Raw genomic sequence first — 26,501 nt, 5'->3', positions numbered from 1 at the left:
AAATTCCAGTGTCGTTCCTGATTTAGCTGGTGAAGTACTAATTTTACATAAACTGCCTGCATCACAAAAACAATAATTACCGAGGAAACTGGATGTTGAAGAAGTGGATTAGCCAAGCGCTTGTCGTCATGTTGCGTCCGATCAAGCTTTTTCCAGAGCTCAGCGAAGCTGATAACGCACGTTATAAAGTCGTTTTCCTGAATAATGTGTTTGCGTTCTCCGGCATTGTATCGCTGTCCATGGGGATTATCCGCTGGAACCTGCAACCCTTCATCGGCCGCGTCGACCTCGTCTCCGCATTTCTCGCCTTTGGTTTGTTGTGGGTGCTTTACCGCTACCAGAAGAATATTGAATTAATTGCCAGCATTGCCTTATGGCTGTGCTTTATGCAGTTTGTCACCGTGTTCTTTATGGGTATGGGCACCACCACCCGCAGTGCCCTGCTGTTATTAATCCTGGCCGCGGCGTTCTACCTCAAAGGCCGCGTGGCCGGTTACTACATGCTGGCCACCTTGCTCATATTGGTGATCAGCAACCATGCCATGGGTATTTTCCCCTCGGAATACAGCAGTCTAGACATCCTCAGTCTGTGCCTTTACTTGCTGGCCCAGTTCTTTATCATCCGCAACTACGAGTGCCTGCGTGAATCGCAAACCAGCCATTTAAAAGCACTCAATACCGACCTCGAAGCCCTAGTGAAACAGCGCACCGAGCAATTAGCCGCCGCCAATACGGCACTGGAAGTGGAAAAGGAAAACCTGAAAACACTTTCCAGCACAGACCATTTAACCGGACTCAGCAACCGTCATCACTTTGAAACCGTGTTTGCAGAGCATACGCCTGCCATTACGCGTAGAAAAATCTCTGACGCGTTGATCCTGATAGACATCGACCACTTCAAAAAGATCAATGATACCCACGGCCATGTATTGGGCGATGTGGTACTCAAATCGGTGGCTAGTTGCATCAAAAAACATAGTCGTATCTCGGACATCACCGTGCGCTGGGGCGGTGATGAATTGATTATTTACGCACCACGCACCACGCTTAAACAGGCCACGCAACTGGCAGAAAAAGTGCGCCACCAGATCAACGCCATGCATCTGGCAGGGGTAGGCAACATCACCATTAGCGCCGGGGTCGCCGTGCTGCATCCTGGCGACAACTTGTCGCAATTGTTACAACGCGCAGACCTGGCCCTGTATGAAGCCAAACAAGCCGGGCGTAACAGTGTCTATGCTGCCGCACATGATTAAACCATTTAATTAAATCACCTCATTTAGCTACCTTCCCATTACCCTGTTGTTTTGTATCGCTCATCATGTTGAAATGCCCTGCTGTTGTATTTGCCGTCGTTTGCCTGCAATCCCTGTTATTCCCCTCCCTGAGCCAGGGCGAACAATGGCAAACCGTGCCCGGCCGGGAAAAGTTTCTCACCGTAGCAGTCGACCTTGATTCGCTCCAGGTTGGCCAACATGAAGATATGGTTTTTTTCAAACTGCGCGCTGACGACCATGACGACACCATTGCCACCAGATATGTGCAGGCCTCCTGTAGCGAGTTTTCGCTGGAGGTAGACCGCGAAACCGTATTTCACAACGCCAGCCAAACCTCAGAAAGCATGGACTGGAAAAACAATCATGCGCTCAAAAGTAGCCCGGAATTTGCCCAGGCACGTTTATCCTTCTGGGGCGTCACACAGGCTTATGGCCAGGCCATCTCACTGGCTTGTCGCCGGGTGGGCAACCGCGCACCTGAGCGCTTGCAAATCCTGCAAGCTGAAAACTGCGCGCCAGGCAATCCTTTACGCAAAGTCGCCTGTGCCAGTCACGCCAGCTGGCGCGCCAATTACAAGCTGTATTTCTCACGCTCACATGACGTGATTCACAACTGTGGCATTTCAGAAGAGCGCATGACCAAACAAGCCGCCTGGCTGCTCAAGAGCGTGATGCGTTGCCAAACGGAAAGCTGCGGCAACGAGATCCTCGAAGACTGGATCCACAAGCGCGGGCAAGACATTGCTAATGTGATTCATATGCAAAAAAACACCTGGCAAGGCGCATCGCAATCAGCCCCACTGTGCCAGTCACTCAACCAGGCCGACCAGGCGATTGCCAGCATGCAAACCGAAGAGATTTACGCCAAAGCCAAATACCTGGGCTGCTTGAAACGCGAAACGGCCAAGCTACGCGCCGCCAATACGCCACATGAAACGCTGTCACAACAGGCAGAACAACTATGCGACGCACAGTTTAAAGAGTGGCATGAGGCGATTTCAAAGCAATCAGCCATGTCAGACGTCACCAATAGATAACCCCTTTAACGCTCAAGCATCATGGCATACACCCTAGAAAACAGATTAGTGATAGGCGTCGCATCGAGTGCGATGTTTGATTTGTCAGACTCTGACGAAATCTTTAAACGAGACGGTGAAGCGCTTTATCGTAAGTTTCAAGAGAACAACCTTCACAACCCGCTGCCCAAAGGCATTGCATTTTCGTTTATCAAACGGCTGCTCTCCCTCAATGATCTAAGCCCCCACCCAGATGACCCGTTGGTTGAAGTGATATTGCTATCAAAAAATGACCCTGATACAGGCCTTCGGGTCATGAAGTCTATAGAGCATTACAATATCGGCATGACGAGAGCCATCTTCATGCAAGGCCAGGCGCCGTACAAATTCATTCCTGCGCTCAACATATCGCTCTTTCTCTCGGGAAACAAAGAGGATGTTGATTCTGCCATTCGCCTGAACATGCCTGCTGGCCATGTCATGAACTCAGCAATGATTGATGACGAAGAGGATGCGGCATTACGCATTGCCTTCGACTTTGATGGTGTATTGGTAGACGATGAGTCTGAAACCGTTTTTCAGGCCAGAAAAGACGTGAACGAATTCAAAGCGCACGAAGCAATGAATGTCATGCAGCCTCATAACCCCGGCCCATTACAGCAATTGCTTGTGCGTGTTTCCGCCATTCAATCGGCCGAGGAAGAAAAGAAAAAACTGGATCCTTCTTACAAAAACCGCTTGAGAGTTTCGATTGTGACCGCGCGGGATGCGCCAGCACATGAACGCGCCATGAACACACTAAAAAGTTGGGGTGTGATGGCGAATGACGCGTTCTTTCTGGGTGGCATTGAAAAAAGCAAAGTCCTGGCGGTATTAAGACCGCACATTTTCTTCGATGATCAGTCCGGGCATTTACAAACAGCCTCTGAAGTGGTGCCTTCAGTACACATTCCTTTTGGCGTGACTAATCAAAAAGCAACCTAAACAGGCTGCTTAAGTATTAAGCTCGCGCGCGGAACAGGAATACCGCATAGGCACCAAACAATACAAAGCTGATCAAGCCCAGTTGCGGCAAGGTCAGGCCGAGAAATGTCCAGTCGATTGCGGCACAATCGCCTGTGCCACGGAACACCAGCGTCAGGGCTTTTTTGAGCGGAAAATTTTCAAACATATAATCAAAGCCGACACCGCAGTCAGCGATAATTTCATCTTTATGCGCTTGCAGCCACCAGTGACGAATGGCGACACCAGCCCCACCGAGTGCGGTCAACACCTCAAGCAGCGCAAATCCAGCATGCAGCCATGACTTGGGAGAAATAAATGCATGCAGCAAAAACAATATGCCCAGGCCCATAAACACCATGCGCTGCGAAATACACAATGGGCAGGGTTCCAACTGGTTTTGCACCTGTATAAACAAGGCCAGCGCCACAATGCCGAAACCAGCCAGAAAACCCAGTACATAGCCACCACGGCCCTTAAACCACTGACACATTGCAAACTCCCACGCGTTGAATGAAGCTGAAATTGTAATAGATAACGCGCTTATGATGCTGCCTGGCGCAAGATCGTTCCCTTGTTTTTACTCAGGAGGCTGCCGGGACCATCTCAGCCTGCTGCATGGCAGACCGCTGCTTCACTTCGTGATGTTTCTTTTTATAGTAGTGCGCAATGCGTTTCACATAGTCACGCGTTTCTGGATATGGCGGAATCCCCTGATGCCGCTGCACTGCGTTTTCACCCGCATTGTAGGCGGCAGCCACCAGCTCGACATCGCCTTTAAAGTAAGTGATCAGCCAACGCAAATAAGACAATCCCCCCTTGATGTTTTGCTCGGGATCATAAGCATCCTTGACGTGAAACCTGGCCTGCGTATCCGGCAACAATTGCATCAGGCCCTGTGCCTTTTTGCGTGAAGTGGCTTTAGGGTTAAAGCCAGACTCAACCGCAATTACTGCCATGGCAAAATCCACATCGACGCCATACACCGGCGCATGCTTTTTCACCAATTGGTAAATCGGGCCACGCTTACGGAACAACACTTCCGCCGCAGAATTACCTTGTTTGTGCATACAGGCTGGCAATACGGCCAACTCGGCATTGCCCGGTTCTTTATCCAGCCATTCCCGGGCATCGCGGTGCCCTTGTATGGCTGCCAGGCTGAAAAAACGGGCGGCAATATCATGATTCACCCCCACCCCTTTGCCCATGCTATAAAACCAGCCCATGGCAAACTGCGCGTCCGGGTCGCGTGACTCACCGGCCAGCGCGCAATAATGCGCGTGCGCCTGCTCATAACTACTCAGCCCCAAACTATTTTTAGTGCCTGCGGCCAGGCTGACCTGCAATTTAATAAACTGCTTGTAAGCGTCATTTTTTAAGGTGGATTGTTCACGGCTATAGCTGGCGACTGGCTCGCTGGGCGCAGCTTGTTCGACCTCGGCCACAGGGGACGCCACCATCTCCTCAGCATGTGAGGGTATGGCCCACAATACATAGCCCAAAGCTGCACTACGTAACAGGTAGCGCAATAACAGGCGACGCAGATCATCGTAATATATGTTTAGCAACATTCAGGTACCGTCAGCAAAGCATGACTATTCAGTCTATGCATACTTTATTTTGTTTTTATTAATGACCCATTAGTGCGCACAAAGTGCCCAGCATCGACATCGAACACGACAAAAGCGTGATTTTCTGGTCACTGCCATTTGCCGGTATTTACATGAAGCACATAGCCAAATCGTGACCGGCTGTTGGATAATGCGTGGCTATGACCAACTTGTTATCGACGCCTTTTAAACAAATCTTGAATGTCAGCGATTTAACGCGACTGACCAAAGAACTGCTGGAAACCAGCTTTCCGCTGTTCTGGATCAGTGGTGAAATTTCTAATTTCACGCGGGCCGCCAGCGGCCACTGGTATTTCTCGCTCAAGGATGACCGTGCGCAGGTGCGCTGCGTCATGTTTAAAGGCCGCAACAGCCTGGTGGGTAGCATACCGCGCGAAGGCGACCTGATTGAAGCACGGGCGACGGTCACGCTATATGAAGCACGCGGCGACTTTCAACTGACAATTGAGTTTATGCAGCCAGCAGGCATGGGCAGGTTGTATGAAGCCTTTGAGCAACTCAAACAACGCCTGCAAGCCGAAGGCCTGTTTGACCAGTCGCGCAAAAAAACCATTCCGGCTAACCCGCAACGCATAGGCGTGGTGACTTCACCCGATGCAGCGGCCTTGCGTGATGTGCTCACGGCCATCCGCAGGCGTTACCCAGGCATGGGTGTGATCATTTACCCGACGCCGGTGCAAGGCAAAGGCTCGGCCGAGCTGATTGCGCAAGCCATACAACTGGCTGACCAGCGTCAGGAAGTCGATACTTTACTGGTTTGCCGCGGTGGTGGCAGCATTGAGGATTTATGGTCTTTTAACGAAGAAATAGTGGCGCGTGCACTGGCGGCCTGCCACTTGCCGACCATCAGTGGTGTGGGCCATGAAACTGACTTTACCATTGCCGATTTTGTGGCAGACCTGCGCGCAGCGACACCGACCGCGGCGGCCGAACTGGCCTGCCCGGATCAATCACAATTACGCCAGCAAGTAGTGCAAACACAACAACGCCTGATGCGTGCCATGCAATCACTGTTGCGGCAACACGCGCAAACGCTGGACTACCTGTCGCGCCGCCTGATTTCGCCTGCACAGCAATTGCAACAGCAGAAACAGTCATTGCAGCAATGGCAACATCGCTTAAAACTAGGCATGCAGCAGTATTTGCAAGCACGCCGCCGCAGGCTGGAATATTTGGCCACCAGTTTGCAACAACTTAACCCGCACCAGGTGCTGGCACGTGGCTACGCCATTGTACAAAAACAGGATGGCCGCGCCGTGACGGACGCCAGCCAGCTCTCGGCAGGTGAAAGCCTGCAGTTAACACTGCATCATGGCCAGGCACATGTCGTGGTTGAAAAAAACAAGATATCTGACCAGTAGGCTTTTCATGCAATCGGCCACAAAAGCCTCCCAGCGCAGATTATTTGTGCCAAAGTCATTGGTGAAGTTTTAGAATTAACCGATAATAATTGCTTGTCTTCAGCTGTTCACACAATGGACCATACAAAAAATCAGCAAACGGCGCTCCACACCATGGCACTCGCCGCGCTAGGCGTCGTTTTCGGGGATATTGGCACTAGTCCTCTTTACACCATGAAAGAAGTCTTCGCAGTAGGCCATCACCCGCTGCTACTAACTCAAGACAATGTCTATGGCATTTTGTCATTGATCACCTGGGCATTATTGCTGATCGTTTCTTTCAAGTATGTCGCGTTTATTATGCGCGCTGATAACCGCGGCGAAGGCGGCATCATGGCCTTGCTGTCACTGGCCAGCCGTTATGCCGGTGGCGAGCCTGAACAGCGAAAGCGCATTATGATGCTAGGTATTGTCGGTGCCTGCATGTTCTACGCGGATGGCATGATTACTCCAGCCATTTCGGTGCTGTCCGCAGTGGAAGGGCTGGAAGTCGCCGCACCGCAACTGGATAGCTGGATCGTGCCGATTACCCTATGCGTGCTATTCGTGCTGTTCTGGGCACAAAGCAAAGGCACTGCCGTCGTCGGTGCATTTTTCGGGCCGATCATGCTGACCTGGTTTGCCGTACTGGGGATTCTTGGTGTCATCAACATCAATCACCACCCGGAAATCCTCAAAGCATTAAGCCCCGCCTACGCCTTCCTGTTTTTTTATACCCAACCGAAAATTGCCTTTATTGCCCTGGGAGCCGTTGTATTGGCGGTGACAGGGGCAGAAGCCCTGTATGCTGACATGGGCCACTTTGGCCGCAAACCCATTCGACTGGCCTGGTTCCTGTTTGTGCTACCAGCCCTGATCTGTAACTACTTCGGGCAAGGCGCACTGATTCTGGCAGAACCAGAGTCGATCCAAAACCCGTTTTATCACCTGGCACCGGACTGGGCATTGTTCCCGTTAATTATCCTGGCTACACTGGCGACCGTGATTGCTTCGCAAGCCGTGATTACCGGGGCGTTTTCAGTGTCGCGCCAGGCGCTGCAACTCGGCTTTATCCCACGCATGCACGTCGCGCACACCTCAGAAAAAACTGAAGGCCAGGTGTATATGCCACGCGTCAACTGGGGCCTGATGGTAGCCGTGATGGGCCTGGTGATTATTTTTGGCAGTTCAGGTGACTTGGCCGCCGCTTATGGCATTGCAGTGACAGGTGATATGGTGATCACCACCCTGCTGGCCGCCGTGGTATTCCACCACCTGTGGGGCTGGAGCAAGCTGAAAACTGCCTGCCTGATTACACTGTTCCTGGTCATTGACCTGTCCTTCTTTGCCGCCAACATCCTCAAGATTCCGGATGGTGGCTGGGTACCCCTGCTGATAGGCCTGATTATTTTCACCCTGATGCGCACCTGGAAAACTGGCCGTAGGCTGTTATATGGCATACTCAAATCCGAGTCCATGGAACTGATTCCGTTTATTCAAGCCATCGGTGCGCACCCACCAGCACGCGTCAATGGCGCGGGCGTATTCATGACGCCCAACCCGGACGGTGTGCCACACGCCCTGCTGCATAACCTCAAGCACAACAAAGTGTTGCATGAAACCATGGTCATACTGACCGTGCGTTTTGAAGATTACCCTTACACCAGCAAGGAAGAGCGCGTTGCGGTGGAGGTATTGCCTTACGGTTTTTATCGTGTCACCTTGCGCTATGGTTACATGGATGAACCTGACCTGCCGCGCGATCTGGTGTTGACGGAGACGTTTGGCCTTAGCCTGGATACCATGGATACCTCATTCTTTATCGGCAAGGAAATCTTGTTTGCCTCAGACAAGCCAGGCATGGCTTTCTGGCGCAAAAAGATTTTTATTGGTTTGTTCCGCACCGCAGAAACCATCACCAACCAATTTAAATTGCCACCTAACCGCGTAGTGGAACTGGGCTCACAAGTTAAAATTTAAATGGCAGACCATAAACAAAAGTTAACAGCCTGAGCGTAAAATGCACTTTGTTAACTGACCCAATACCTTCACTTGGTCAGCTGTCAACGAATCATGCAGCTCATGCGATAACTGCATAACTGCAACGTGTGAGGAAAAAATATGCTTAATATAAAAACCATTTCAGTCGCCGTAATGTGTGCATTGCTCAGCGCCTGTGCCAGCACCACCAACAACAGCGTCTCTGGCGTGCAACGTAGCCAGTTGTTACTGCTCCCCTCCGCCACCGTGGACAAAATGTCTGCGCAGTCTTATACGCAAACCCTGCAGGATGCACAAAAGAAAAGCACGCTGAATGCAGATAAACCATTATTACATCGTGTAACCACCATTTCCAACCGCCTGATTGCCCAGGTCGGCGTTTTCAGGCCAGATGCTGCCAAATGGAAATGGGAGGTCAATGTTGAAAAAAATGACCAGCTCAACGCCTATTGCATGCCTGGCGGCAAAATCATGGTGTTTTCCGGCCTGGCCGAGAAGCTGAATGCCACGGATGATGAGCTAGCGGCCGTCATTGGCCATGAAATTGCGCATGCTTTGCGTGAACATGGCCGCGAGCGCATGTCACAAGCCTATGTACAACAGTTTGGCTTGCAGGCACTCGCCTCAGTCATCGGTGGCACCGCCGGTAGCATGGCCGCACAGGGCGCTGGCATGGGCAGCCAGTTGCTATTCTCATTGCCAAACGGTCGTGAGCAGGAACGCGAAGCTGACCGCATGGGCCTGGAGCTGGCCGCACGTGCGGGTTACAACCCGGAAGCGGCGGTGAGTTTGTGGAAAAAAATGATGGCAGCTAACAAGGAAGCGCCGCCTGAATTCTTAAGCACCCATCCTTCCAGCGAAAACCGCATCAAAGACCTGCAGGCATTAACACCTAAAGTCATGCCGCTGTATCTCGCAGCCAAAAACAAATAAATACCGCTTGGCAGGGGCAGTCAGCGATCCGCAGCCCCTGACCCGCCAAAATTAGGTTAAAATTTCGGGTTTCACAGTTATTTAACCGAATTATTTCATCGAACAAGAGAACATCATGGATCCACGTCAAAGCATTATTGAAGCGGCTTTTGAAGACCGCGCCAACATCAACCCGGCCAATGCCCCTGCCGATATCAAAGCCACCGTGGCTTCTGTGCTGGATGACCTGGATGCAGGTAAATTGCGCGTTGCCTCCCGTATTGGCGATACCCAGCAATGGGAAACCCATCAGTGGATTAAAAAAGCAGTGTTGCTGTCTTTCCGCCTGAAAGACAACTACCTGATGGACGATGGCGTGACACGCTACTTTGACAAAGTAGATCCAAAATTTGCCAACTACACTGAAGAAGATTTCAAGGCAGGCGGCTTCCGCGTCGTGCCTAATGCCATCGTGCGCAAAGGCTCATTCATTGCTAAAAATGCAGTATTGATGCCTTCTTACGTCAACATCGGCGCCTATGTGGGTGAAGGCACCATGGTAGACACCTGGGCAACTGTCGGTTCCTGTGCACAAATTGGTAAAAATGTACACTTGTCCGGCGGCGTAGGCATTGGCGGCGTGCTGGAGCCAGTACAAGCTGGCCCAACCATTATTGGTGATAACTGCTTTGTGGGCGCGCGCTCAGAAGTGGTTGAAGGCGTGGTGGTTGAAGATAACTGCGTGATCTCCATGGGTGTTTATATTGGCCAGTCAACCAAGATTTATGACCGCGAAACCGGCGAAATCCACTTTGGCCGCGTACCCGCTGGCTCTGTCGTGGTTTCAGGCAACCTGCCTTCCAGCGATGGCAAATATAGCTTGTACTGCGCAGTGATCGTGAAAAAAGTCGATGCCAAAACCTTGGGTAAAGTCGGCATTAACGAATTGTTGCGCGGCGTTTAAGGCTTAAACACCAGGCATAGCGGGAATCACTCCTGAAAACGACATTGTCCGCTCAAGTTATGTGGATGACAGGTCGATATTAAGAGTGATTCTCAGCTAACGATATTCGATATAGGGTTGTCGAGCATCGTTTTATTTTATTGACAGTGTTACAGGACGGAGAATTAGCAGGCAAGAAACAAAACGCAGTAGAGTCACACCACTAACAATCACAATGACCGTGCAATTTTTATGATCCCAACTCACATGCTTATTTTGCTGCTATTCACATCCAGTGTCATTGGATGTTTTTTTGCATTTAAGCTCGTCGATAACCTGCGTCTGGCAGCGACTAGAGATCATGATGCCTTGCTTAAAAAGTATTCTGCACTCGCTGCTGGCGGCATTTTCCTGCTGCATGCCGGTTACCAGCTCGCCGCAGATAACTTCCCCAAAATCACCCAGCACCCAGTCGATTTTATCGGCAGCCTGCTGTGCGCTTACCTGCTGTCGCTGTCTTTACTCAAAACCGTTAACAAAAAGAAACTGCCCCTGCGCGACTTGCTCTATGCCTCCCTGGCGGCAGGCGTCAGCGGCTACTTGCTTTCCTACTTCTTTCAAATCAGTGCGGGCGCCATCAACATCCACATTGATACCTGGACCGCATTATTTGCGCTGTTTCTCGCCTGCCTGACTTCAGCACTGGCGATTGTGACCATCCTCTGGCTCAAAGGCTACGAAGGTAAAGCACTGCAGCGACTGAAATGGATGTTTTCGGTCGAAATTGCGCTGGGTTTCCTCGCCTCACACACTGCCATTAACCTCAGCATTGTGCATAACAATATGCTGCTCAGCCAGCCGACTGACCAGACAGGGAACTACCTGATGTTGTTGCTGGTGCTGGTGCCGGTGCTGCTGTTTATCACCTCATTTATCCTGGTGATTTTCTATGAACGCAATGTAGATATTGCCCAAAGCAAACTGACATTCCGCAACACGCAGACCGTGAACAAAAAGTTTCTGGCCTATGACCCGCTCACGCACCTGCCTAACCGCGACGCGCTCAATCAGCATCTCATTATCAGTGCCAAGCGTTGCGACCGTAATGGCGAATCACTGGCCTTGGCCTATATCGATCTCGACCACTTCAAACCGGTCAACGACCAGTTTGGTCACCATATCGGTGACCTGCTGCTGATTGAAGTCTCCAAGCGCATCAGTAATGCCATCCGCAATTGCGATTATGTGGCGCGCGCTGGTGGTGACGAGTTTATTGCTGTCCTTAGCGAGATCGAAAATCATCAAAGCGTCGTGACGGTGATCCAGCGTATTGTGGATGCGCTGCGTGAAATTTTTATTATTGAAGACCACGTCATTGAAATCTCGTGCTCGATTGGCGTCTCCATGTACCCGCAGGACGGCAACCTGCAAAAACTCAAATTGAATGCTGACGCGGCCATGTATAAAGCCAAGGAAAACGGCAAAAACCAGTACCGTTTCTTTGATGCTGAAATCGAACAGGCTTCAGATGAAATGCAGCAAACACGGGTGGAGCTCAAGCGCGCGATTACCGAGCAGGAATTCAGGCTGCTATTTCAACCCAAAGTCGATGCCCTGACCCGTATCGTCCACGGCGCAGAAGCCTTGTTACGCTGGCAGCATCCGACACGTGGGCTATTGTCGCCCAACAGTTTCATCGAAGCCGCTGAACGCTTTGGCATGATTGAAGAAATCAACGCCTGGGTCATTTCACAAGCCTGCAGCACCATCAAACAGGCGCGTGACCGTGGCATAGACCTGAGTATTTCAGTCAATATGTCTAACCAGCAATTCCGCAACAAACAACTGAGTTCGCTCATCCAGTCGATTCTTGAGCAACATGAGGTCGAAGCACGCAACCTGATTCTCGAAGTCTCAGAAACCAATGCCATCCATCACCAGGCGCAGTTTCAAGAAACCTTGCGCCACTTTAAGCAGCAAGGCCTCAAAATCTCGCTGGATGACTTTGGCCTGCACCCCTTCAGCCTCACGCATCTACAAGACCTGGAAATCAGCGAAGTCAAACTCGACCGCACCCTGACCAAAGGTGTAGCGGCTTCTAATACGGCCTTGTTAATCGTAGAGGCCATTGTCAAACTGGCGCACGCGCTGGATTTAAATGTCGTCGCAGAAGGCGTGGAAGACGAGGATCAGCGCAAGGCCCTACTCAGCATTGGCTGCGACCAAATGCAGGGGTTCCTGTTCTCCAAGCCGGTCGAGCAAAAATTCCTGTTTGATGTCTTTAGCGAGCTGCAGTTGAAGTCGACCACGCAAAGCCTGTTTTAAAGCCAGCCCTGCCGCCACAATAAATTGCAACACCGCCACCGCGGGCTGGTAAAATAAGGTTTTTACCTGATTATCCGCCATGAAACTGTACGGCATCCCTAACTGCAATACCGTCAAAAAAGCCCGCGACTGGCTGCAGCAACACGCCATTGCCTATGAATTCCACGATTTTAAAAAATTGGGGCTGGACAATGCCACCGCGCAATCCTGGCTGCAACAACAACCATGGGAAAAACTGGTCAACCGTAGCGGCATGACCTGGCGCAACCTCAATGAGGCTGAAAAGAATGCAGTGGTCGATGCAACCTCTGCGCAGGCATTGATGCAAGAAAAAACCTCGGTGATCAAGCGCCCTATCATCGTTAAGAACGACAAAATCATCGCCCTCGGTTTTAATGAAGCCGACTACGCCCAACTATTTGCCAAAGAATAAGCCTATGTCAAAAACACTGGACCTTGCCATTGACCTCCTGAAACGCCGCTCGCTGACGCCGGAAGATGCCGACTGTCAGGAAGCCATGATTGCTCGCCTGGAGCCTTTAGGATTCAAGATTGAGCGCATGCGTTTTGGTCAGGTAGATAACTTTTACGCCCGCCGTGGCACGACCGGCCCGCTGATTGTATTTGCCGGCCACACCGATGTGGTACCGACCGGCCCGCTGGACCAGTGGCATACACCGCCATTTGAGCCGACGATTAAAGACGGCATGCTGTATGCACGCGGCGCGGCGGATATGAAAACCTCGCTGGCGGCGTTTATTACCAGCATAGAAGAATTTGTTGCAGAGCATCCTGACCCTCCAGGCTCCATCGGCCTGTTAATTACCTCAGATGAAGAAGGCATTGCCATTGAGGGCACGGTCAAAGTGGTTGAAGCTTTGCAGGCCCGTGGCGAAACATTCGATTACTGTATCGTTGGCGAACCGACCAGTAATAAGCTGGTCGGCGACATGATCAAGAACGGCCGTCGCGGCTCATTGTCTGGCAAACTCACAGTTAAAGGCATACAGGGCCACATTGCCTACCCGCACCTGGTCAAAAACCCGATTCATTTGGCCGCGCCCGCGATCAAAGACATGGTGGAAACCGTGTGGGACAACGGCAACGAATACTTCCCGCCCACCTCATGGCAAATCTCCAACATGAATGGCGGCACCGGTGCGACGAACGTGGTGCCCGGCGAAGTCGAAATCCTGTTTAATTTCCGCTATTGCCCGGCAGTGGATGGCCAGGGCAGTTCGGAACAAAGCCTGCGCTCACGGGTGCATGCCATTTTAGATAGCCACGGCTTCGATTACACACTGGAATGGGAACATAACCAATCCTATATCACACCACGCGGCCAGCTGGTCGAAGCCATCAGCCAGGCCATTACGCAAAGTTATGGCGTGACCCCGGAACTATCCACCACAGGCGGCACCTCCGACGGCCGCTTTATTGCCGACATTTGCAAAGAAGTGATCGAGTTTGGCCCGCTCAACGCGACCATCCATAAATTAAACGAATGTGTAGCAGTAGCAGACATTGAGCCGCTCAAAGAAACCTACAAACGCACCATGGAATTATTGTTACTCAAATAATATGACAAGCAACTTACACACTATTCGCGACTGGCTACGTTATGCTGTAAGCCGTTTTGAGAACTCTGACATTTTTTACGGGCATGGTACCGATAACAGCTACGACGAAGCCGTCTGGCTGGTCATGAGCGCACTGCATTTACCGCATGATACGCTGGATAACTTTTTCGATGCGCGTTTGACCACAGAAGAAAGCCAGCATCTGGCGACCTTGATTGAAAAACGTGTCACCGAGCATACGCCAACTGCCTACCTGGTGAATGAAGCCTGGTTGCGTGGCTTTAAATTTTACGTAGATGAGCGTGTGATTGTGCCGCGCTCATTTATTGCCGAACTGCTGGAAGACGGTTTACAACCATGGGTAGAATTTCCGGAAATGGTGGAGTCAGCCGCAGATATTTGCACCGGCTCTGGCTGCCTGGGTGTCCTGCTGGCAGAAACCTTCCCTAACGCGCATATTGATGTGGTGGACATCTCGCCAGATGCGATAGATGTCAGCAATATCAATATCAAGCGTTACGGGCTAGAGCACCAGGTGCAGGCCGTGCAATCCGATATGTTTACGGCACTCAAAGGCCGTAAATACGATGTAATCATCAGCAATCCACCATATGTTGACGCACCCAGCATGGCAGAATTGCCCGCAGAATATCGTCAGGAGCCGCAACTGGCATTGGGCAGCGGCGTTGCCGGACTGGACCACACCCATACCCTGCTCACACAAGCGGCTGAATATCTCAATGATGGCGGTATATTAGTGGTGGAAATCGGCCATAACCGTGATGCACTTCATGACGCTTATCCAGATTTGCCATTCACCTGGCTGGATACCAGTGCAGGCGACCAGTTTGTGTTTATGCTGACCAAGGAAGACTTGCTTGAAGCAGGACTACAAGGCGAGCCAAACAACGCAGAGTAAAGCAATGCGCTTTATAAAAAAGCACTTCATTAAGAAGTGCTTTTTTATTGGTAACGATCAAAGCCGTTGGCATGCTTACCCGCGGCCACGATTGCGGTCACTACGTTTTTTAGCGCCAGTATTGACGCGCGCATTCTGCATAGAAGCCTGTTTCAAATCTGCATCCTGACGGATACGGCGGTTAGCGGTTGGTGCACGCGCCGGACGCTGCTCAGGCGTAGCAGGTGCATTTGCAGACTCCAGTAAACTACGGCGTTGTTTGCGGACTTTAGGCACGAATACACGGGTCGCACGGTCTTTTTCATGCGGGCTCAATTGTTTGAGCGGTTTACGTGGCACAGGCAAACCAGCCCATTCCAGCAAAGCCACCACTTGTTTTTGCTCCAGCTTGAGCATGGTGCCACGCTTGAGGCGGGGTGGCAGCGCCACTGGGCCAAAACGCACGCGCATCAAGCGGCTGACCGGCAAGTGGAAAGCTTCGAATAAACGGCGCACCTCGCGGTTACGACCCTCTTTGATCACCACCTGGTACCATTTGTTGGCACCTTCGCCACCACTGGCATAAATGCTCTCAAAGTTGGCCGGGCCATCCTCTAGCTCTATGCCTTGCGTCAGTTGCGACATCTGCTCAGGATTCAGCTCGCCCAGAATACGCACTGCGTACTCACGCTCTACTTCATAGCGCGGGTGCATGAAACGGTTAGCCAGTTCGCCAGAATTGGTAAAAATCAACAAGCCGCTGGTGTTCATATCCAGACGGCCAATGGCAATCCATTTACCTTGTTTGATGCGTGGCAACTTATCGAATACCGTGGCGCGACCTTCTGGGTCATCCTGGCTGACCAATTCACCTTCTGGTTTGTGGTAGAGCAATACCTGCGGCAATTCGGCCTCAAACGGCAAGTGCAAAATACGGCTATCCAAGCGGACAATATCATGCTCATCCACCACCGCCCCAACCTGGGCTACCTGGCCATTAATCGTGATACGGCCACTCTCGATTAGCGTTTCCATATCGCGGCGTGAGCCAAAGCCTGCCAGCGCCAGCAATTTGTGTAAGCGCTGACCAGAATGCGATGCGGCTGGTGCCTCAGCATCTCCAGCCTCTACCGGTGCGGCTGGTTGCGCTTTGGGTGGACGTGCCGCAGAAGTGGCTTTGGGGGACTTAAATGGGCGAGCCATGCTTAACCTCTTGAATGAAGGCTGTATTTTACCGTATTTAGGGCGTGGACTCTAAGGCTAAATGCAATTAGCCTACTCAGGCCGTCACGGCATGTACCACCTGCAACTGCAAATTGCGTGCGCCATTGAACTCGTTCACCTGCAAGGCATAAGCGATCTCTACCTGCTCTGGCAAAAACTCGGCATGTTGAAAATAAATGGCATCGAATTGCTGATTGTGTTTTTGCAAGCGTAACTTCAAGTGTTTTTCACCCAACACTTTTTGCTGCAGCACTTGAAAGGTGTCATAAAACACCGGTTGTGGGAAACCTTGCCCCCAGACCTGATGCGCGATTGCCTCAGCGGTTTGCAGGGTCATCTCTTGCGCCGCCAATGCACCATCTGTTTCCAGCACTTCCTGCAAGGTTTCGGCATCAATCAGGCTTTGCACCACTTGCTCAAAAGTTTGCTGAAAGCGCGCAAAATCATCAGCGCGGATGCTCAGGCCTGCAGCCATGGCGTGGCCGCCAAACTTGATAATCAGGTCGGGCTGCTGCTTGGTGACCAGATCCAGGGCATCACGCAGATGCAAGCCGGCAATTGAGCGGCCAGAGCCTTTGATCAAACCATCCCCGGCATCGGCAAATGCAATCACCGGCCGGTGAAAACGCTCTTTAATGCGCGAAGCCAGAATACCGATCACGCCTTGATGCCAGTCCGGCTGAAAAACGCTGATGGTATATTGGTCATCACGAAAATCCTGCGTCAGGTCGGCCATCGCATCCCATTGCATTTCGGCTTCAATCTGCTTGCGCTCGGCGTTGAGCACATGCAGTTTTTGCGCATATTGCATCGCCTCTTGTGGTGTTTCTGCCAGCAGGCAACGGATGCCTATGGTCATATCATCCAGCCTGCCCGCCGCATTGAGACGAGGCCCTACGTAAAAGCCTAAATCCTGCGCGTTGACTTGCAAGAAATCACGCCCTGCCAGTTTTAAAATAGCCAAGATGCCCGGGCTGGCCTGGCCCTGGCGGATCCGTTTGAGCCCTTGCCTGACCAGGATACGGTTATTGGCATCCAGCTTCACCAGATCGGCCACGGTGCCTAATGCCACCAGGTCGAGCAAGCTGCCCAAATGTACGCCCTCATCACTTACTTGCCCGCGTTGCTTGAGCTCGGCACGCAAGGCAATCAGCACATAAAACATCACCCCTACGCCTGCCAGGTGTTTGCTGGGGAAATCACACCCTCGCTGATTCGGGTTCACGATACCATCTGCGGCTGGGGTTTGCTCGGCAGGCAAGTGGTGGTCGGTAATAAGCACCTGCAAGCCCCGTGCCTTGGCCGCAGCTACACCATCGATGCTGGCAATGCCGTTATCAACTGTCAGAATAATGTCTGGTTGCTGTTCTGCCGCCAGCGCCACAATTTCAGGCGTCAGGCCATAACCATATTCAAATCGGTTAGGCACCAGAAAATCGACCACCGCGCCCATCATACGTAAACCGCGCATGGCGACAGCGGTGGCTGTGGCGCCATCTGCATCATAATCACCAACAATTAAAAGCCGTTTCTTTTGCGCAATAGCATCAGCCAGTTGCCGCGCCATGTCAGCAGCGCCAGTCAAGGCATCCGGCTTGAGCAAATGCGGCATCTCCTGCAACAACCAGTCCTCGGCAGTGACCGCCCTCGCGGCCAGCAACCTGGCCAGCAAAGGCGGCAAGCCTTGCGCCTGCAGCGCGGCAAAGGTGGTGTCGGAATAAGCGCGTTGGTGAATTTTCATCTTGTGTTCATTGTGAGTCATGCACAACGGTCAGTTAGCTGGCTTTCATCAGCGTGGCTTCAAGTTGTTGCAATAAGGTTTCCAGGGTGGGTGTTTTGCGCCAGAACTGCCAACGTAATTGTTTTTTATAATGCACTTCAACGCTGCGCTCGGCAAACGGCAATACTAGCTTTAAAGCTGAAATACGACCGGCTTGTAAGGCGTCTGATAGCGCAGGCCAATCACACGTTTGCCACGCATCTGCAATCCATACCGCCTGCGGAGTGCGCGCCTCTGCCAACATCGCGGCCAGCGCCAATGGCCTTATGGCTGGCAATGCGCAGGCTTCCAGCCCGGCAAATACCTCACCTTGCCCCGCAATCAGCGCTGCAGCAGGTTGCCAGGCCGGGATATCGCCAACACTGGCGAACCATAAACTGTTTAACTCAGTTGGCCAGGCACTTAATTCAGGGGCATGTGCGGCCTGATGCAATAACATTTGCATTTCATTAGTCCACTGCCTGATCACGGCTGCATCCGGCCCTTGCGGTTGCCATTGAAAGGCCTGCTGATACAAACAATCCTGCGGCCACGCGCATTGCACCTGCATATCGCGCAGCGGCTGTATCCACCAGAATCGCTGACTGACATCCTGCTGTATGACAAAATCATCAGAGAAGTGTGTTTGCAAGCGCGTCGTCAAAGCAGCGTAGACCTCTGCTGCCAACGGCACCACCGCCTGCAAACTAAACGTATCACGTCGCATGCCAAGATGCACTGGCAGCAGGCAAAATGCCGGACGCACCGGCCAGTGTTGCCTGGCAGACAGCACCGCCGATACAGGTGCACTCGCCTGTGCGTGCCTCGCCTCAATCAGCACATCGAACAATGTTTTAAGCGGCGGCAACGGGCTGACTTTCCATTGCGCTTTTAACAACACAGGACATTGTGCAATCAGTGACTGAATCATCTCAACAGGCTGGGCAGCGGCATCCGACAGGTAATCTGTGATATAAATTTGCTGTATCATGAGAAAACAAATACACTAGGTTGATGATAAAGAAACTTAACAATTAGACGCATTTAAGCTACATGCTGGCAAAATTGTTACTGTTATAATCATTGCGACTTATACACGAAATCTGGGGGGATGTCATGAATCGGAATCTATGGCGCTGCTGCCAGACTGTGTATATGCCTGCTGATTCAATTTAAACAGACATCCTGGAATCCATGCACTTTTTCCAAAACTTAAGTATCCAGTCCAGATTACTGTTATTCGTGATCGGACCAGTATTCGCGCTCTCCTGTATTCTGTTGTTGTTCGACTTTAAAGAACAACTGCAACACGAAGAAGACAAACTCAGCCAGCATGCCCTGACCACCGCAAAATTCCTGTCAGCGGTAATACACAATCAAACCGAGTTACATGGCCAGGACTATATCGGCCGCTTGCTCAAAGCCAGCCAGCTCAACCGGGAACCCTATTTATCCCTGATTATTGCCGATGCCGATAATCACACCATCGCCAGTCTGGGCACCTCTTTCAGCATTAACGAAACATTGCCACAGCAAGACACCATGGTCATGCAGCAAAACACGCATGACATCACCATGGTCAAGGTATTTTCCACTGAATCTACGCATCGTTTGTTGGGCTATGTGTTTGTCGCCATCGACAAAGCCTCTCTGATTGAGGACCATCGCCAGGCCTTTATTAAAAACGTAGGCTACATTACGCTGGCACTGATACTATGTTCCATCCTCGTCAGCTGGGTGAGCCGCTCAATCAGCCAGCCGATTCGAGACATGACCTCAGCCCTCAAACGCTTTGTCATCGGTAGCCAACAAGTCAGCCAGGGCAAAAATACCCTGCCGGAAATCCAGTCTCTGCAAAGTACGATTAATCAAATATCAAGAGATATGCAGCATGTCGAAGCCGATATGCGTCACCGCATTCAAGACGCGCAAGCGCAGCTGCGCTACCAGGCGCGCCACGATGCCTTAACCGGCCTGGTCAATCGGCAGGAGCTGGAAAGGCGGCTGCAACAAGCGTTGCAGGACGTCAAACAACACCGCGCCAATCATGTATTCTGTTACATGGATCTTGACCAGTTCCGCGTCATTAACGACACCTGCGGCCACCTGGCCGGCGACGAAATGCTGCGCCAGATCAGTATGATCCTCAGCCAGCGCATCCGTGCAGAAGACACGTTTGCGCGCCTGGGTGGTGACGAGTTTGGTCTGCTACTGAGCTACTGCCAGGTTGAAAAAGCCATAGAAATTGCCGCCCAGTTGCGGCAAATGGTCGAAACTTTCCGCTTCATGCACGAAGGTCGCTTGTTCCAGACCGGCATCAGTATTGGTATTGTCGAAATCACCACGGCTTTAAAAGATGTGGGTGAAATCACCCGCCATGCCGACGCAGCCTGCTACGTGGCAAAAGACAATGGCCGCAATCAAATCCACCTATTCCATCCGGAAGATGACGTCTTGCTTAAACGCCATGTTGAAATGGAATGGGTGCTCCGCATTAACGAAGCCATTGAGCACAATGATTTTGTGCTCTACTGCCAGGGTATTTTCCCGCTGCAACAAAAAGAATTACCCCCCTTCTACGAAATCCTGATTCGCAAACGTGACGAGCACGGCGGCATCATCCCCCCGGCTGAGTTCCTGCCATCCGCAGAGCGTTATAACCTCATGACCAAGATAGACCGTTGGGTGATTCAGCATGCCTTTATGGCACTTCAACCGCTGTTCAAAATGCAGTCCAGCGTGAATCCTTTCATCGTCAGCATTAACTTGTCAGGCATGTCATTAGGCGACGCCCAACTGCTGCCTTATATCCAGAACTGCTTTGAAACCTATGATATCTCCCCTAGCCATGTCTGCTTCGAGGTCACAGAAACCTCGGCCATCATTAACATCGACAATACGATCAAGCTGATTAAAGAACTGCAAAAAATGGGCACGCGCTTCATGCTCGACGACTTTGGCAGCGGCATGTCATCATTCAGTTACTTGAAACACTTACCAGTCAACTTCCTGAAAATGGATGGCGCTTACGTCAAAGACATCACCAGCAACAAAGTTGACCTGGCGATGGCCAAAGCCATCCAAAGTGTCGCGCAATCGATGGAGATACAAACAATCGCCGAATATGTCGAAGATGAAGCCACACTAGACTGCCTGAAAGGCATGGGGGTTGCTTACGCCCAAGGCTTCTATTTAAACCGTCCCATGCCACTCAGCGAGGCACTGGCACGCCATATCGGCACGATACATCCTCAACAACAAGCTGCTAGCATCGTCCCCGACCTGAGCTTCTAGCCCTATCTTCAACACCGTGCCTGTTACACACACAGGCACGGTTTCAACATTGTCCGTTGCATGGAACATTGCATCCAATTCAAGCTCTAAACTAATAACAGAAGATGTGTATTCCTTGAGAAATCTGCCCAACAGGTAGATACGAAAGAAAGGACGGAACATCATGAGCAGCAGAAAAATCAACCGCGTCATGGTTGGTGAAGCACTCGTCGGCGAAGGCAATGAAGTCGCCCACATTGACCTAATTATAGGTCCTCGCGGCAGCGCCGCAGAAACAGCATTCTGTATTGCGCTAACCAACCAAAAACCGGGCGACAACGCCCTACTCTCAGTTGTCGCTCCCAACCTGATGACCAAACCACCTACCGTCATGTTTAACAAAGTGGATATCAAACACGCCCAGCAAGCCGTGCAAATGTTTGGTCCGGCGCAATACGGCGTAGCATCAGCGGTGGTCGACAGTGTACGCGACGGCATGATTCCACTCGCGGAAGCAGACAATGTATTTGTGTGCGTAGGCGTGTTTATTCATTGGGAAGCCAAAGACCAGCAGAAAATCCAGGACTGGAACTATCAGGCAACCAAACTTGCTATTCGCCGTGCAGTCACTAATCTACCAACGGCTGAACAAGTATTAGAAATGGAACACCAGGTTCGTCATCCGTTTGCAGCCAAACCGATGACAGAAGAGAAAGAAGTCGAAGATGTAATGAGCGTAGCAGCTTGAGCTTAAAACTTGGAGGCGTGTGAATTGTTTGATTGGTCGGAACGGTGTGATTCGAACACACGACCCCTTGCACCCCATGCAAGTGCGCTACCAGGCTGCGCTACGCCCCGACGTTAGACTCGAGCAGGAACCTGCTCGAAAAGAAGGCTGCATTATAAAACAAAACCGCATATTCGCTAAGCAGAATATGCGGTTTTATAAGCCTGGCAGACGCTTTAGGCGGGCGCTTTAAGCAATTGAAGCACCTGCTGAATTTGCTCTCTGAGCGCGGCAACATCAACCACTGGCAGTTTAGCTTCTTCAGCGATGAGTGACTGCGTATTAGCGGCCACAGCGCTGGAAACATCGCTGCCAGAGCGTGGTTTCTCTATCTTTTCATCAACACCATCCAGGCGATTGCGCGCACCGCTGATGGTAAACCCTTGCTCATAAAGCAACTCACGGATTTTGCGAATCAGCAAAACTTCATGATGCTGGTAGTAACGGCGGTTACCACGGCGCTTGACCGGTTTCAGTTGGGTGAATTCTTGCTCCCAGTAACGCAGTACGTGCGGCTTGACTCCGCACAACTCGCTCACCTCACCGATGGCGAAATAGCGTTTGGCAGGGATAGGCGGCAAGGCGACTTTTTGCGTTTCTATCATGTTTGGGAGTCAGATTAGGCTTGTGCTTGTAATGGTTGTTCTGCGTAGTGTTCTTCTACGCGTAATTTTAATTTTTGACTGGCGTGAAAAGTCACTACACGGCGTGCAGAAATTGGGATTTCTTCGCCAGTTTTTGGATTACGGCCTGGGCGCTCGGATTTTGTACGCAGTTCAAAGTTACCAAAACCGGACAGCTTGACGCTATCGCCCTGCTCCAGCGCGTTGCGAACTTCTTCAAAAAACGCTTCCACCATGTCCTTGGCTTCACGCTTATTCAGCCCGACTTGTTCAAACAACAAATCGGCCAAGTCAGCTTTTGTGAGTGTCATTAACGATCCCCTGAACCTTCTTATTATGCGAGATGCTTGTGTTGTATCAACTGTTATCCTTGGTGTTATCCGATGACTATCCCAATGATATTATCTGAGTGACGCAGCAAATTTGGATGACCAGTTGTTGAGGATTCGTGCCACGATCGTATCCACTTCCTCATCGACCATTGTCTTGCAAGTATCTTGCATAAGTACAAGAAATGCAAGGCTTTTTTTGTTTTCGGGCACACCTTTACCATGATAAACATCGAACAATTTCACCTGTTTTAGCTGAGAAATGTTCTCATTCATCACCGCATCAATCATCGCTTGAGCTGATACAGATTGCTCAACGACCATCGCTAAATCTCGACGAACCGGCAGGAATTTGCTGACCTCGCTATAGGCAGGCACCTGGGTTGCCAATGCCGCATCGGCATCCAACTCAAACAGGTAACAGGCACTGGTTAATCCATATTGCTGCTGCCATTGTGGATGCAATTTACCTAACCAACCGACCGCTTTGTCACCCAGGTAAATGCGGGCAGACTGGCCTGGATGCAAAGCAGGATGTTGCTCAACAGCAAAGTGCACCGGTTGCGCAAATAGCGCCTCCACATGTGCTTTGGCATCGTAAAAATCAAAAGCGCGAGCCTCTGCAGCCCATTGTTCAGGCTGCACACTGCCGTAGACCAGGCCAGACAAAGTCAATGTTTCAACAAAGCCTTGCGCGCTCTTCTCATAACGGGCGCCCAATTCAAACAGCATGGCACGTGTTTGCTGGCGCTTGAGGTTGTAATCCAGCGCATCCAGCAATCCGCCCCACAAACCAGAGCGCATCACACTCAGGTTGCTGGCAATTGGGTTTTTCAGCGCAATCGGCTGGCTATTGCCATATAAATCACGCTCCCAGCTAGCATCGACAAAGCTGTAAGTCACCACTTCCTGGTAACCATTGTTCACCATCACATCGCGCAACCAGTGCTTGCTGCGTGTAGCCTCAGGCGCGACCAGCATGCCTAGCGAAGCGACTGGTGTGAGCGCCGGGATATGCTCGTAGCCATGCAGGCGTGCAACTTCCTCAATCAGGTCTTCTTCGCGTGCAATATCAAAACGGAAGCTAGGTGCGCTCACATTAAACACACCGTTAGCCTCGGTATACACAAACCCCAATTGCGTCAGTAACTGACCCACTTGCGCCAGGCTAACGTCTATGCCCAGAATAGACAGTAGATAAGCATGACGCAACGCAACTTGCTTGCGCACAGGTAGTTGTGCAGTCACCGCGGTCACAGCACCAGCCTGACCACCACAGATCTCCAGCACCAATGCTGTCGCACGCTCCAGCGCATTCAAGGTGTTGCCAAAGTCCACACCGCGTTCAAAACGGTAAGAGGAGTCTGTGCTCAAGCCCAAACGGCGCGCTTTACCTGCCATGACGTCTGGCGTAAAGAAAGCGCTTTCCAGGAAGATAGCTTGTGTAGCATCGGTAACAGAAGTAGGTTTACCGCCCATCACCCCCGCCAAGGCAACCGATCCATTGCCATCGGCAATCACCAGGTCATCCGCCTTTAAAGTCACTTCAGTGTCATTGAGCAAGGCCAGCTTTTCACCAGCGTTGGCAAAACGTACGGCTACATCACCTTGCAACAGCGCATAGTCAAACGCATGCATAGGCTGACCCAGTTCAAGCAGCACATAGTTGGTGATATCGACCAGGGCACTGATACTGCGGATGCCGCTACGCTCTAAACGGCGCACCATCCAGTCAGGCGTGTTGGCTTGTGCATTCACACCTTCAATCACACGGCCATAATAAGCAGGGCAAGCCTCTGCAGCATTCAGGCTGACCGCTTTGGTCAGCTTGCTGCTAATCGTCGCCGCTGCAATCTCAGGCGTCGTGATTGGTGCACCGGTCATCGCTACGACATCGCGGGCGATGCCTAGAATGCTTAAACAATCGGCACGGTTAGGCGTCAGTTTTAACGTATAAGTGCTGTCATTCAAGTTCAGGTATTCGCGAATATCCTGACCCACCAGGGCATCTGCTGGCAATTCCAGAATGCCATTGGCTTCGGTCGCAATGCCCAGCTCTTTGGCAGAACACAACATACCAAAAGACTCTACACCACGTACTTTGGCCTGTTTGATCTGAATGCCAGGCAGCTCAGCGCCTACCAGCGCACATGGTATTTTGATACCCACGCGTGCATTAGAAGCGCCACAGACAATTTGCAGCACCTCTTCACCCACCTTCACTTTGCACACTTGCAAGCGGTCTGCATCCGGGTGTTTGGCTGCTTCCAGAATCTCGGCCACCACCACATGGCTAAACGCCGGTGCGACCGGGGTTAACTCTTCCACTTCCAGACCGGCCATGGTCAATGCGTGACCAAGTTGCGCGGTATCCAGTGATGGATTCACCATGGAACGTAACCATTGTTCGGAGAACTGCATATGTGTCTAACCCTGTATAAATTCGGTATTTAAAGTGATCTGGCGATTGAATTATTTAATAAACTGCTGCAAAAAACGCAGGTCATTATTAAAGAAATGACGCAGGTCATTCACCCCGTAGCGCAACATGGCCAGGCGTTCCACCCCCAGGCCAAAGGCAAAGCCTCGATATTTTTCGCTATCGATATTCACGTGCTTGAGCACCTCTGGGTGCACCATGCCACAGCCGCCAATCTCCAGCCAGCCGCCGTTCCAGCTCATATCCATCTCGGCTGAAGGCTCAGTAAACGGGAAGAATGACGGGCGGAAACGCACGGTCAGATCATCACGCTCAAAGAATTTCTGTAAAAAGTCTTGCACTACGCCTTTAAGATTGGCAAAGCTGATTTGCTCGTCCACCCACAAGCCTTCTACCTGGTGGAACATCGGCGAATGCGTGGCATCGGAGTCGACACGGTACACGCGACCTGGCGCAATAATTTTGAGCGGTGGCGTATTATTTTCCATGTAATGCACTTGCACCGGCGAGGTATGCGTACGCAATACGTGCTCCATGCTGTCATTACCGCTATCAATGTAAAAGGTATCGTGCATCGCACGCGCCGGATGGTTATCCGGAATATTCAGCGCCGTGAAGTTATAAAAATCGGTTTCGATTTCAGGGCCATCCGCCACACTGAAACCAATCGAATGAAACAGCTCTTCTACACGGCGTAAGGTCAATGTCACCGGATGCAAACCACCGGCGGATTGCGCACGCGCGGGCAAGGTCACATCAATGGTTTCACTTGCCAGTTGTTTGGCCTGCGCAGCAGCCAGAATACTGTCACGGCGGTCATTCAAGGCCTGCTCAACGGCTTGTTTAACCACATTAATCGATGCACCCGCTGCTGGACGTTCTTCAGCCGTCAATTTACCCAGCCCTTTCAAGGCGTCAGTCAGCGCGCCAGATTTGCCCAGGTATTTGGCCTTGGCGTTTTCCAGTGCAGGAACATCATGACAAGCCGCAAAGTCTTGTGCGGCTTCTGCGATTAAGTGATTGAGATCAGCCATCGTGCGTATTCTTCAAGTTTTAAGTAACATTAAAATAAAAAAAGAGGCCGCAGCCTCTTTTTTTGGTA

22 protein-coding genes and 1 tRNA gene are annotated in these 26,501 nt (G+C 51.4%); 13 read left to right on the top strand and 10 right to left on the bottom strand.

What is annotated here, in order from left to right; translation table 11 throughout:
* The first annotated feature begins 92 nt into the window (after positions 1 to 92).
* From INP79_RS04850 to INP79_RS04840, 3 genes are all read left to right on the top strand, one after another.
* On the top strand, positions 93 to 1,256 hold the full coding sequence (locus INP79_RS04850) for a GGDEF domain-containing protein (protein ID WP_194753148.1): 1,164 nt from the start codon (positions 93 to 95) through the stop codon (positions 1,254 to 1,256).
* A gap of 65 nt (positions 1,257 to 1,321) precedes the next feature.
* On the top strand, positions 1,322 to 2,314 hold the full coding sequence (locus INP79_RS04845; RefSeq protein WP_228519718.1) for a hypothetical protein: 993 nt from the start codon (positions 1,322 to 1,324) through the stop codon (positions 2,312 to 2,314).
* Positions 2,315 to 2,335: 21 nt separating this feature from the next.
* Positions 2,336 to 3,277 (top strand): 5'-nucleotidase, encoded by a 942-nt coding sequence (locus tag INP79_RS04840; protein ID WP_194753147.1) that lies wholly within the window; start codon positions 2,336 to 2,338, stop codon positions 3,275 to 3,277.
* A 16-nt stretch (positions 3,278 to 3,293) separates the two neighbouring features.
* On the opposite strand, the gene INP79_RS04835 is transcribed toward INP79_RS04840, so the two are convergent.
* On the bottom strand, positions 3,294 to 3,788 hold the full coding sequence (locus tag INP79_RS04835; RefSeq protein WP_047514200.1) for a disulfide bond formation protein B: 495 nt from the start codon (positions 3,786 to 3,788) through the stop codon (positions 3,294 to 3,296).
* Between the two features lie 91 nt (positions 3,789 to 3,879).
* Positions 3,880 to 4,866, bottom strand: a complete 987-nt coding sequence (locus INP79_RS04830) for a lytic transglycosylase domain-containing protein (protein WP_228519717.1) — start codon at positions 4,864 to 4,866, stop codon at positions 3,880 to 3,882.
* A 200-nt stretch (positions 4,867 to 5,066) separates the two neighbouring features.
* Here INP79_RS04830 and xseA point away from each other — a divergent pair, with 200 nt between their 5' ends.
* The 8 genes from xseA to prmB all read left to right on the top strand — a co-directional run bounded on the left by xseA (position 5,067) and on the right by prmB (position 14,985).
* Positions 5,067 to 6,287: an exodeoxyribonuclease VII large subunit gene (gene xseA, locus INP79_RS04825; protein ID WP_194753861.1), complete on the top strand. Its 1,221-nt coding sequence runs from the start codon at positions 5,067 to 5,069 to the stop codon at positions 6,285 to 6,287.
* A 114-nt stretch (positions 6,288 to 6,401) separates the two neighbouring features.
* Entirely contained in the window at positions 6,402 to 8,285 is a 1,884-nt protein-coding gene (locus INP79_RS04820; RefSeq protein WP_194753146.1) for a potassium transporter Kup, read from the top strand.
* A 141-nt stretch (positions 8,286 to 8,426) separates the two neighbouring features.
* Positions 8,427 to 9,239 (top strand): M48 family metallopeptidase, encoded by an 813-nt coding sequence (locus tag INP79_RS04815; protein WP_194753145.1) that lies wholly within the window; start codon positions 8,427 to 8,429, stop codon positions 9,237 to 9,239.
* 115 nt (positions 9,240 to 9,354) lie between these two features.
* Positions 9,355 to 10,182: a 2,3,4,5-tetrahydropyridine-2,6-dicarboxylate N-succinyltransferase gene (gene dapD, locus INP79_RS04810; protein ID WP_194753144.1), complete on the top strand. Its 828-nt coding sequence runs from the start codon at positions 9,355 to 9,357 to the stop codon at positions 10,180 to 10,182.
* Between the two features lie 246 nt (positions 10,183 to 10,428).
* A complete protein-coding gene (locus INP79_RS04805; RefSeq protein WP_194753143.1) occupies positions 10,429 to 12,486 on the top strand; it encodes a bifunctional diguanylate cyclase/phosphodiesterase in 2,058 nt (685 codons plus the stop codon).
* A gap of 79 nt (positions 12,487 to 12,565) precedes the next feature.
* A complete protein-coding gene (locus INP79_RS04800; protein WP_194753142.1) occupies positions 12,566 to 12,919 on the top strand; it encodes an ArsC family reductase in 354 nt (117 codons plus the stop codon).
* 4 nt (positions 12,920 to 12,923) lie between these two features.
* A complete protein-coding gene (gene dapE / locus INP79_RS04795; protein ID WP_194753141.1) occupies positions 12,924 to 14,066 on the top strand; it encodes a succinyl-diaminopimelate desuccinylase in 1,143 nt (380 codons plus the stop codon).
* A 1-nt stretch (position 14,067) separates the two neighbouring features.
* Positions 14,068 to 14,985: a 50S ribosomal protein L3 N(5)-glutamine methyltransferase gene (prmB, locus tag INP79_RS04790; RefSeq protein ID WP_194753140.1), complete on the top strand. Its 918-nt coding sequence runs from the start codon at positions 14,068 to 14,070 to the stop codon at positions 14,983 to 14,985.
* Positions 14,986 to 15,060: 75 nt separating this feature from the next.
* Here the strand turns inward: prmB and rluB are convergent, their stop codons facing one another.
* The 3 genes from rluB to INP79_RS04775 all read right to left on the bottom strand — a co-directional run bounded on the left by rluB (position 15,061) and on the right by INP79_RS04775 (position 18,938).
* A complete protein-coding gene (gene rluB, locus INP79_RS04785) occupies positions 15,061 to 16,167 on the bottom strand; it encodes a 23S rRNA pseudouridine(2605) synthase RluB (RefSeq protein ID WP_194753139.1) in 1,107 nt (368 codons plus the stop codon).
* Positions 16,168 to 16,243: 76 nt separating this feature from the next.
* The gene (gene recJ / locus INP79_RS04780) at positions 16,244 to 17,929 is read right to left on the bottom strand and encodes a single-stranded-DNA-specific exonuclease RecJ (RefSeq protein WP_194753138.1); all 1,686 of its coding nucleotides are present in this window, start codon (positions 17,927 to 17,929) and stop codon (positions 16,244 to 16,246) included.
* A gap of 34 nt (positions 17,930 to 17,963) precedes the next feature.
* Positions 17,964 to 18,938 (bottom strand): hypothetical protein, encoded by a 975-nt coding sequence (locus INP79_RS04775; protein ID WP_194753137.1) that lies wholly within the window; start codon positions 18,936 to 18,938, stop codon positions 17,964 to 17,966.
* Between the two features lie 203 nt (positions 18,939 to 19,141).
* On the opposite strand from INP79_RS04775, the gene INP79_RS04770 reads away from it, so the two are divergent.
* Positions 19,142 to 21,241, top strand: a complete 2,100-nt coding sequence (locus INP79_RS04770) for a bifunctional diguanylate cyclase/phosphodiesterase (protein ID WP_194753136.1) — start codon at positions 19,142 to 19,144, stop codon at positions 21,239 to 21,241.
* 163 nt (positions 21,242 to 21,404) lie between these two features.
* Positions 21,405 to 21,968, top strand: coding sequence for a formaldehyde-activating enzyme (fae, locus tag INP79_RS04765; RefSeq protein WP_194753135.1), 564 nt, complete (start codon positions 21,405 to 21,407; stop codon positions 21,966 to 21,968).
* 33 nt (positions 21,969 to 22,001) lie between these two features.
* Here fae and INP79_RS04760 read toward each other — a convergent pair.
* The 5 genes from INP79_RS04760 to pheS all read right to left on the bottom strand — a co-directional run bounded on the left by INP79_RS04760 (position 22,002) and on the right by pheS (position 26,433).
* Positions 22,002 to 22,078: transfer RNA gene (locus tag INP79_RS04760), tRNA-Pro, on the bottom strand.
* Between the two features lie 105 nt (positions 22,079 to 22,183).
* The gene (locus INP79_RS04755; RefSeq protein WP_194753134.1) at positions 22,184 to 22,612 is read right to left on the bottom strand and encodes a MerR family transcriptional regulator; all 429 of its coding nucleotides are present in this window, start codon (positions 22,610 to 22,612) and stop codon (positions 22,184 to 22,186) included.
* A gap of 14 nt (positions 22,613 to 22,626) precedes the next feature.
* Complete coding sequence (locus tag INP79_RS04750; protein ID WP_018985782.1) at positions 22,627 to 22,941, bottom strand: integration host factor subunit alpha; 315 nt, start codon at positions 22,939 to 22,941, stop codon at positions 22,627 to 22,629.
* A gap of 90 nt (positions 22,942 to 23,031) precedes the next feature.
* On the bottom strand, positions 23,032 to 25,380 hold the full coding sequence (gene pheT / locus INP79_RS04745; protein ID WP_194753133.1) for a phenylalanine--tRNA ligase subunit beta: 2,349 nt from the start codon (positions 25,378 to 25,380) through the stop codon (positions 23,032 to 23,034).
* Between the two features lie 51 nt (positions 25,381 to 25,431).
* Positions 25,432 to 26,433 carry a phenylalanine--tRNA ligase subunit alpha gene (gene pheS / locus INP79_RS04740; RefSeq protein ID WP_194753132.1) on the bottom strand — a complete coding sequence of 334 codons (1,002 nt, stop codon included), beginning with the start codon at positions 26,431 to 26,433 and terminating at the stop codon, positions 25,432 to 25,434.
* Positions 26,434 to 26,501: the final 68 nt, after the last annotated feature.

The sequence above is a fragment of the Methylophilus sp. QUAN genome, assembly GCF_015354445.1.
GTDB lineage: Bacteria > Pseudomonadota > Gammaproteobacteria > Burkholderiales > Methylophilaceae > Methylophilus.
Note: the sequence above shows the minus strand (reverse complement) of the source record. Positions and strands in the feature narration are given on the sequence as shown.

Coding starts and splice junctions, on each gene's coding strand:
- INP79_RS04850 (WP_194753148.1), top strand. CDS start 93: ATGTTGAAGAAGTGGATTAGCCAAGCGCTTGTCGTCATGTTGCGTCCG.
- INP79_RS04845 (WP_228519718.1), top strand. CDS start 1,322: ATGTTGAAATGCCCTGCTGTTGTATTTGCCGTCGTTTGCCTGCAATCC.
- INP79_RS04840 (WP_194753147.1), top strand. CDS start 2,336: ATGGCATACACCCTAGAAAACAGATTAGTGATAGGCGTCGCATCGAGT.
- INP79_RS04835 (WP_047514200.1), bottom strand. CDS start 3,788: ATGTGTCAGTGGTTTAAGGGCCGTGGTGGCTATGTACTGGGTTTTCTG.
- INP79_RS04830 (WP_228519717.1), bottom strand. CDS start 4,866: ATGTTGCTAAACATATATTACGATGATCTGCGTCGCCTGTTATTGCGC.
- xseA (WP_194753861.1), top strand. CDS start 5,067: ATGACCAACTTGTTATCGACGCCTTTTAAACAAATCTTGAATGTCAGC.
- INP79_RS04820 (WP_194753146.1), top strand. CDS start 6,402: ATGGACCATACAAAAAATCAGCAAACGGCGCTCCACACCATGGCACTC.
- INP79_RS04815 (WP_194753145.1), top strand. CDS start 8,427: ATGCTTAATATAAAAACCATTTCAGTCGCCGTAATGTGTGCATTGCTC.
- dapD (WP_194753144.1), top strand. CDS start 9,355: ATGGATCCACGTCAAAGCATTATTGAAGCGGCTTTTGAAGACCGCGCC.
- INP79_RS04805 (WP_194753143.1), top strand. CDS start 10,429: ATGCTTATTTTGCTGCTATTCACATCCAGTGTCATTGGATGTTTTTTT.
- INP79_RS04800 (WP_194753142.1), top strand. CDS start 12,566: ATGAAACTGTACGGCATCCCTAACTGCAATACCGTCAAAAAAGCCCGC.
- dapE (WP_194753141.1), top strand. CDS start 12,924: ATGTCAAAAACACTGGACCTTGCCATTGACCTCCTGAAACGCCGCTCG.
- prmB (WP_194753140.1), top strand. CDS start 14,068: ATGACAAGCAACTTACACACTATTCGCGACTGGCTACGTTATGCTGTA.
- rluB (WP_194753139.1), bottom strand. CDS start 16,167: ATGGCTCGCCCATTTAAGTCCCCCAAAGCCACTTCTGCGGCACGTCCA.
- recJ (WP_194753138.1), bottom strand. CDS start 17,929: ATGAAAATTCACCAACGCGCTTATTCCGACACCACCTTTGCCGCGCTG.
- INP79_RS04775 (WP_194753137.1), bottom strand. CDS start 18,938: ATGATACAGCAAATTTATATCACAGATTACCTGTCGGATGCCGCTGCC.
- INP79_RS04770 (WP_194753136.1), top strand. CDS start 19,142: ATGCACTTTTTCCAAAACTTAAGTATCCAGTCCAGATTACTGTTATTC.
- fae (WP_194753135.1), top strand. CDS start 21,405: ATGAGCAGCAGAAAAATCAACCGCGTCATGGTTGGTGAAGCACTCGTC.
- INP79_RS04755 (WP_194753134.1), bottom strand. CDS start 22,612: ATGATAGAAACGCAAAAAGTCGCCTTGCCGCCTATCCCTGCCAAACGC.
- INP79_RS04750 (WP_018985782.1), bottom strand. CDS start 22,941: ATGACACTCACAAAAGCTGACTTGGCCGATTTGTTGTTTGAACAAGTC.
- pheT (WP_194753133.1), bottom strand. CDS start 25,380: ATGCAGTTCTCCGAACAATGGTTACGTTCCATGGTGAATCCATCACTG.
- pheS (WP_194753132.1), bottom strand. CDS start 26,433: ATGGCTGATCTCAATCACTTAATCGCAGAAGCCGCACAAGACTTTGCG.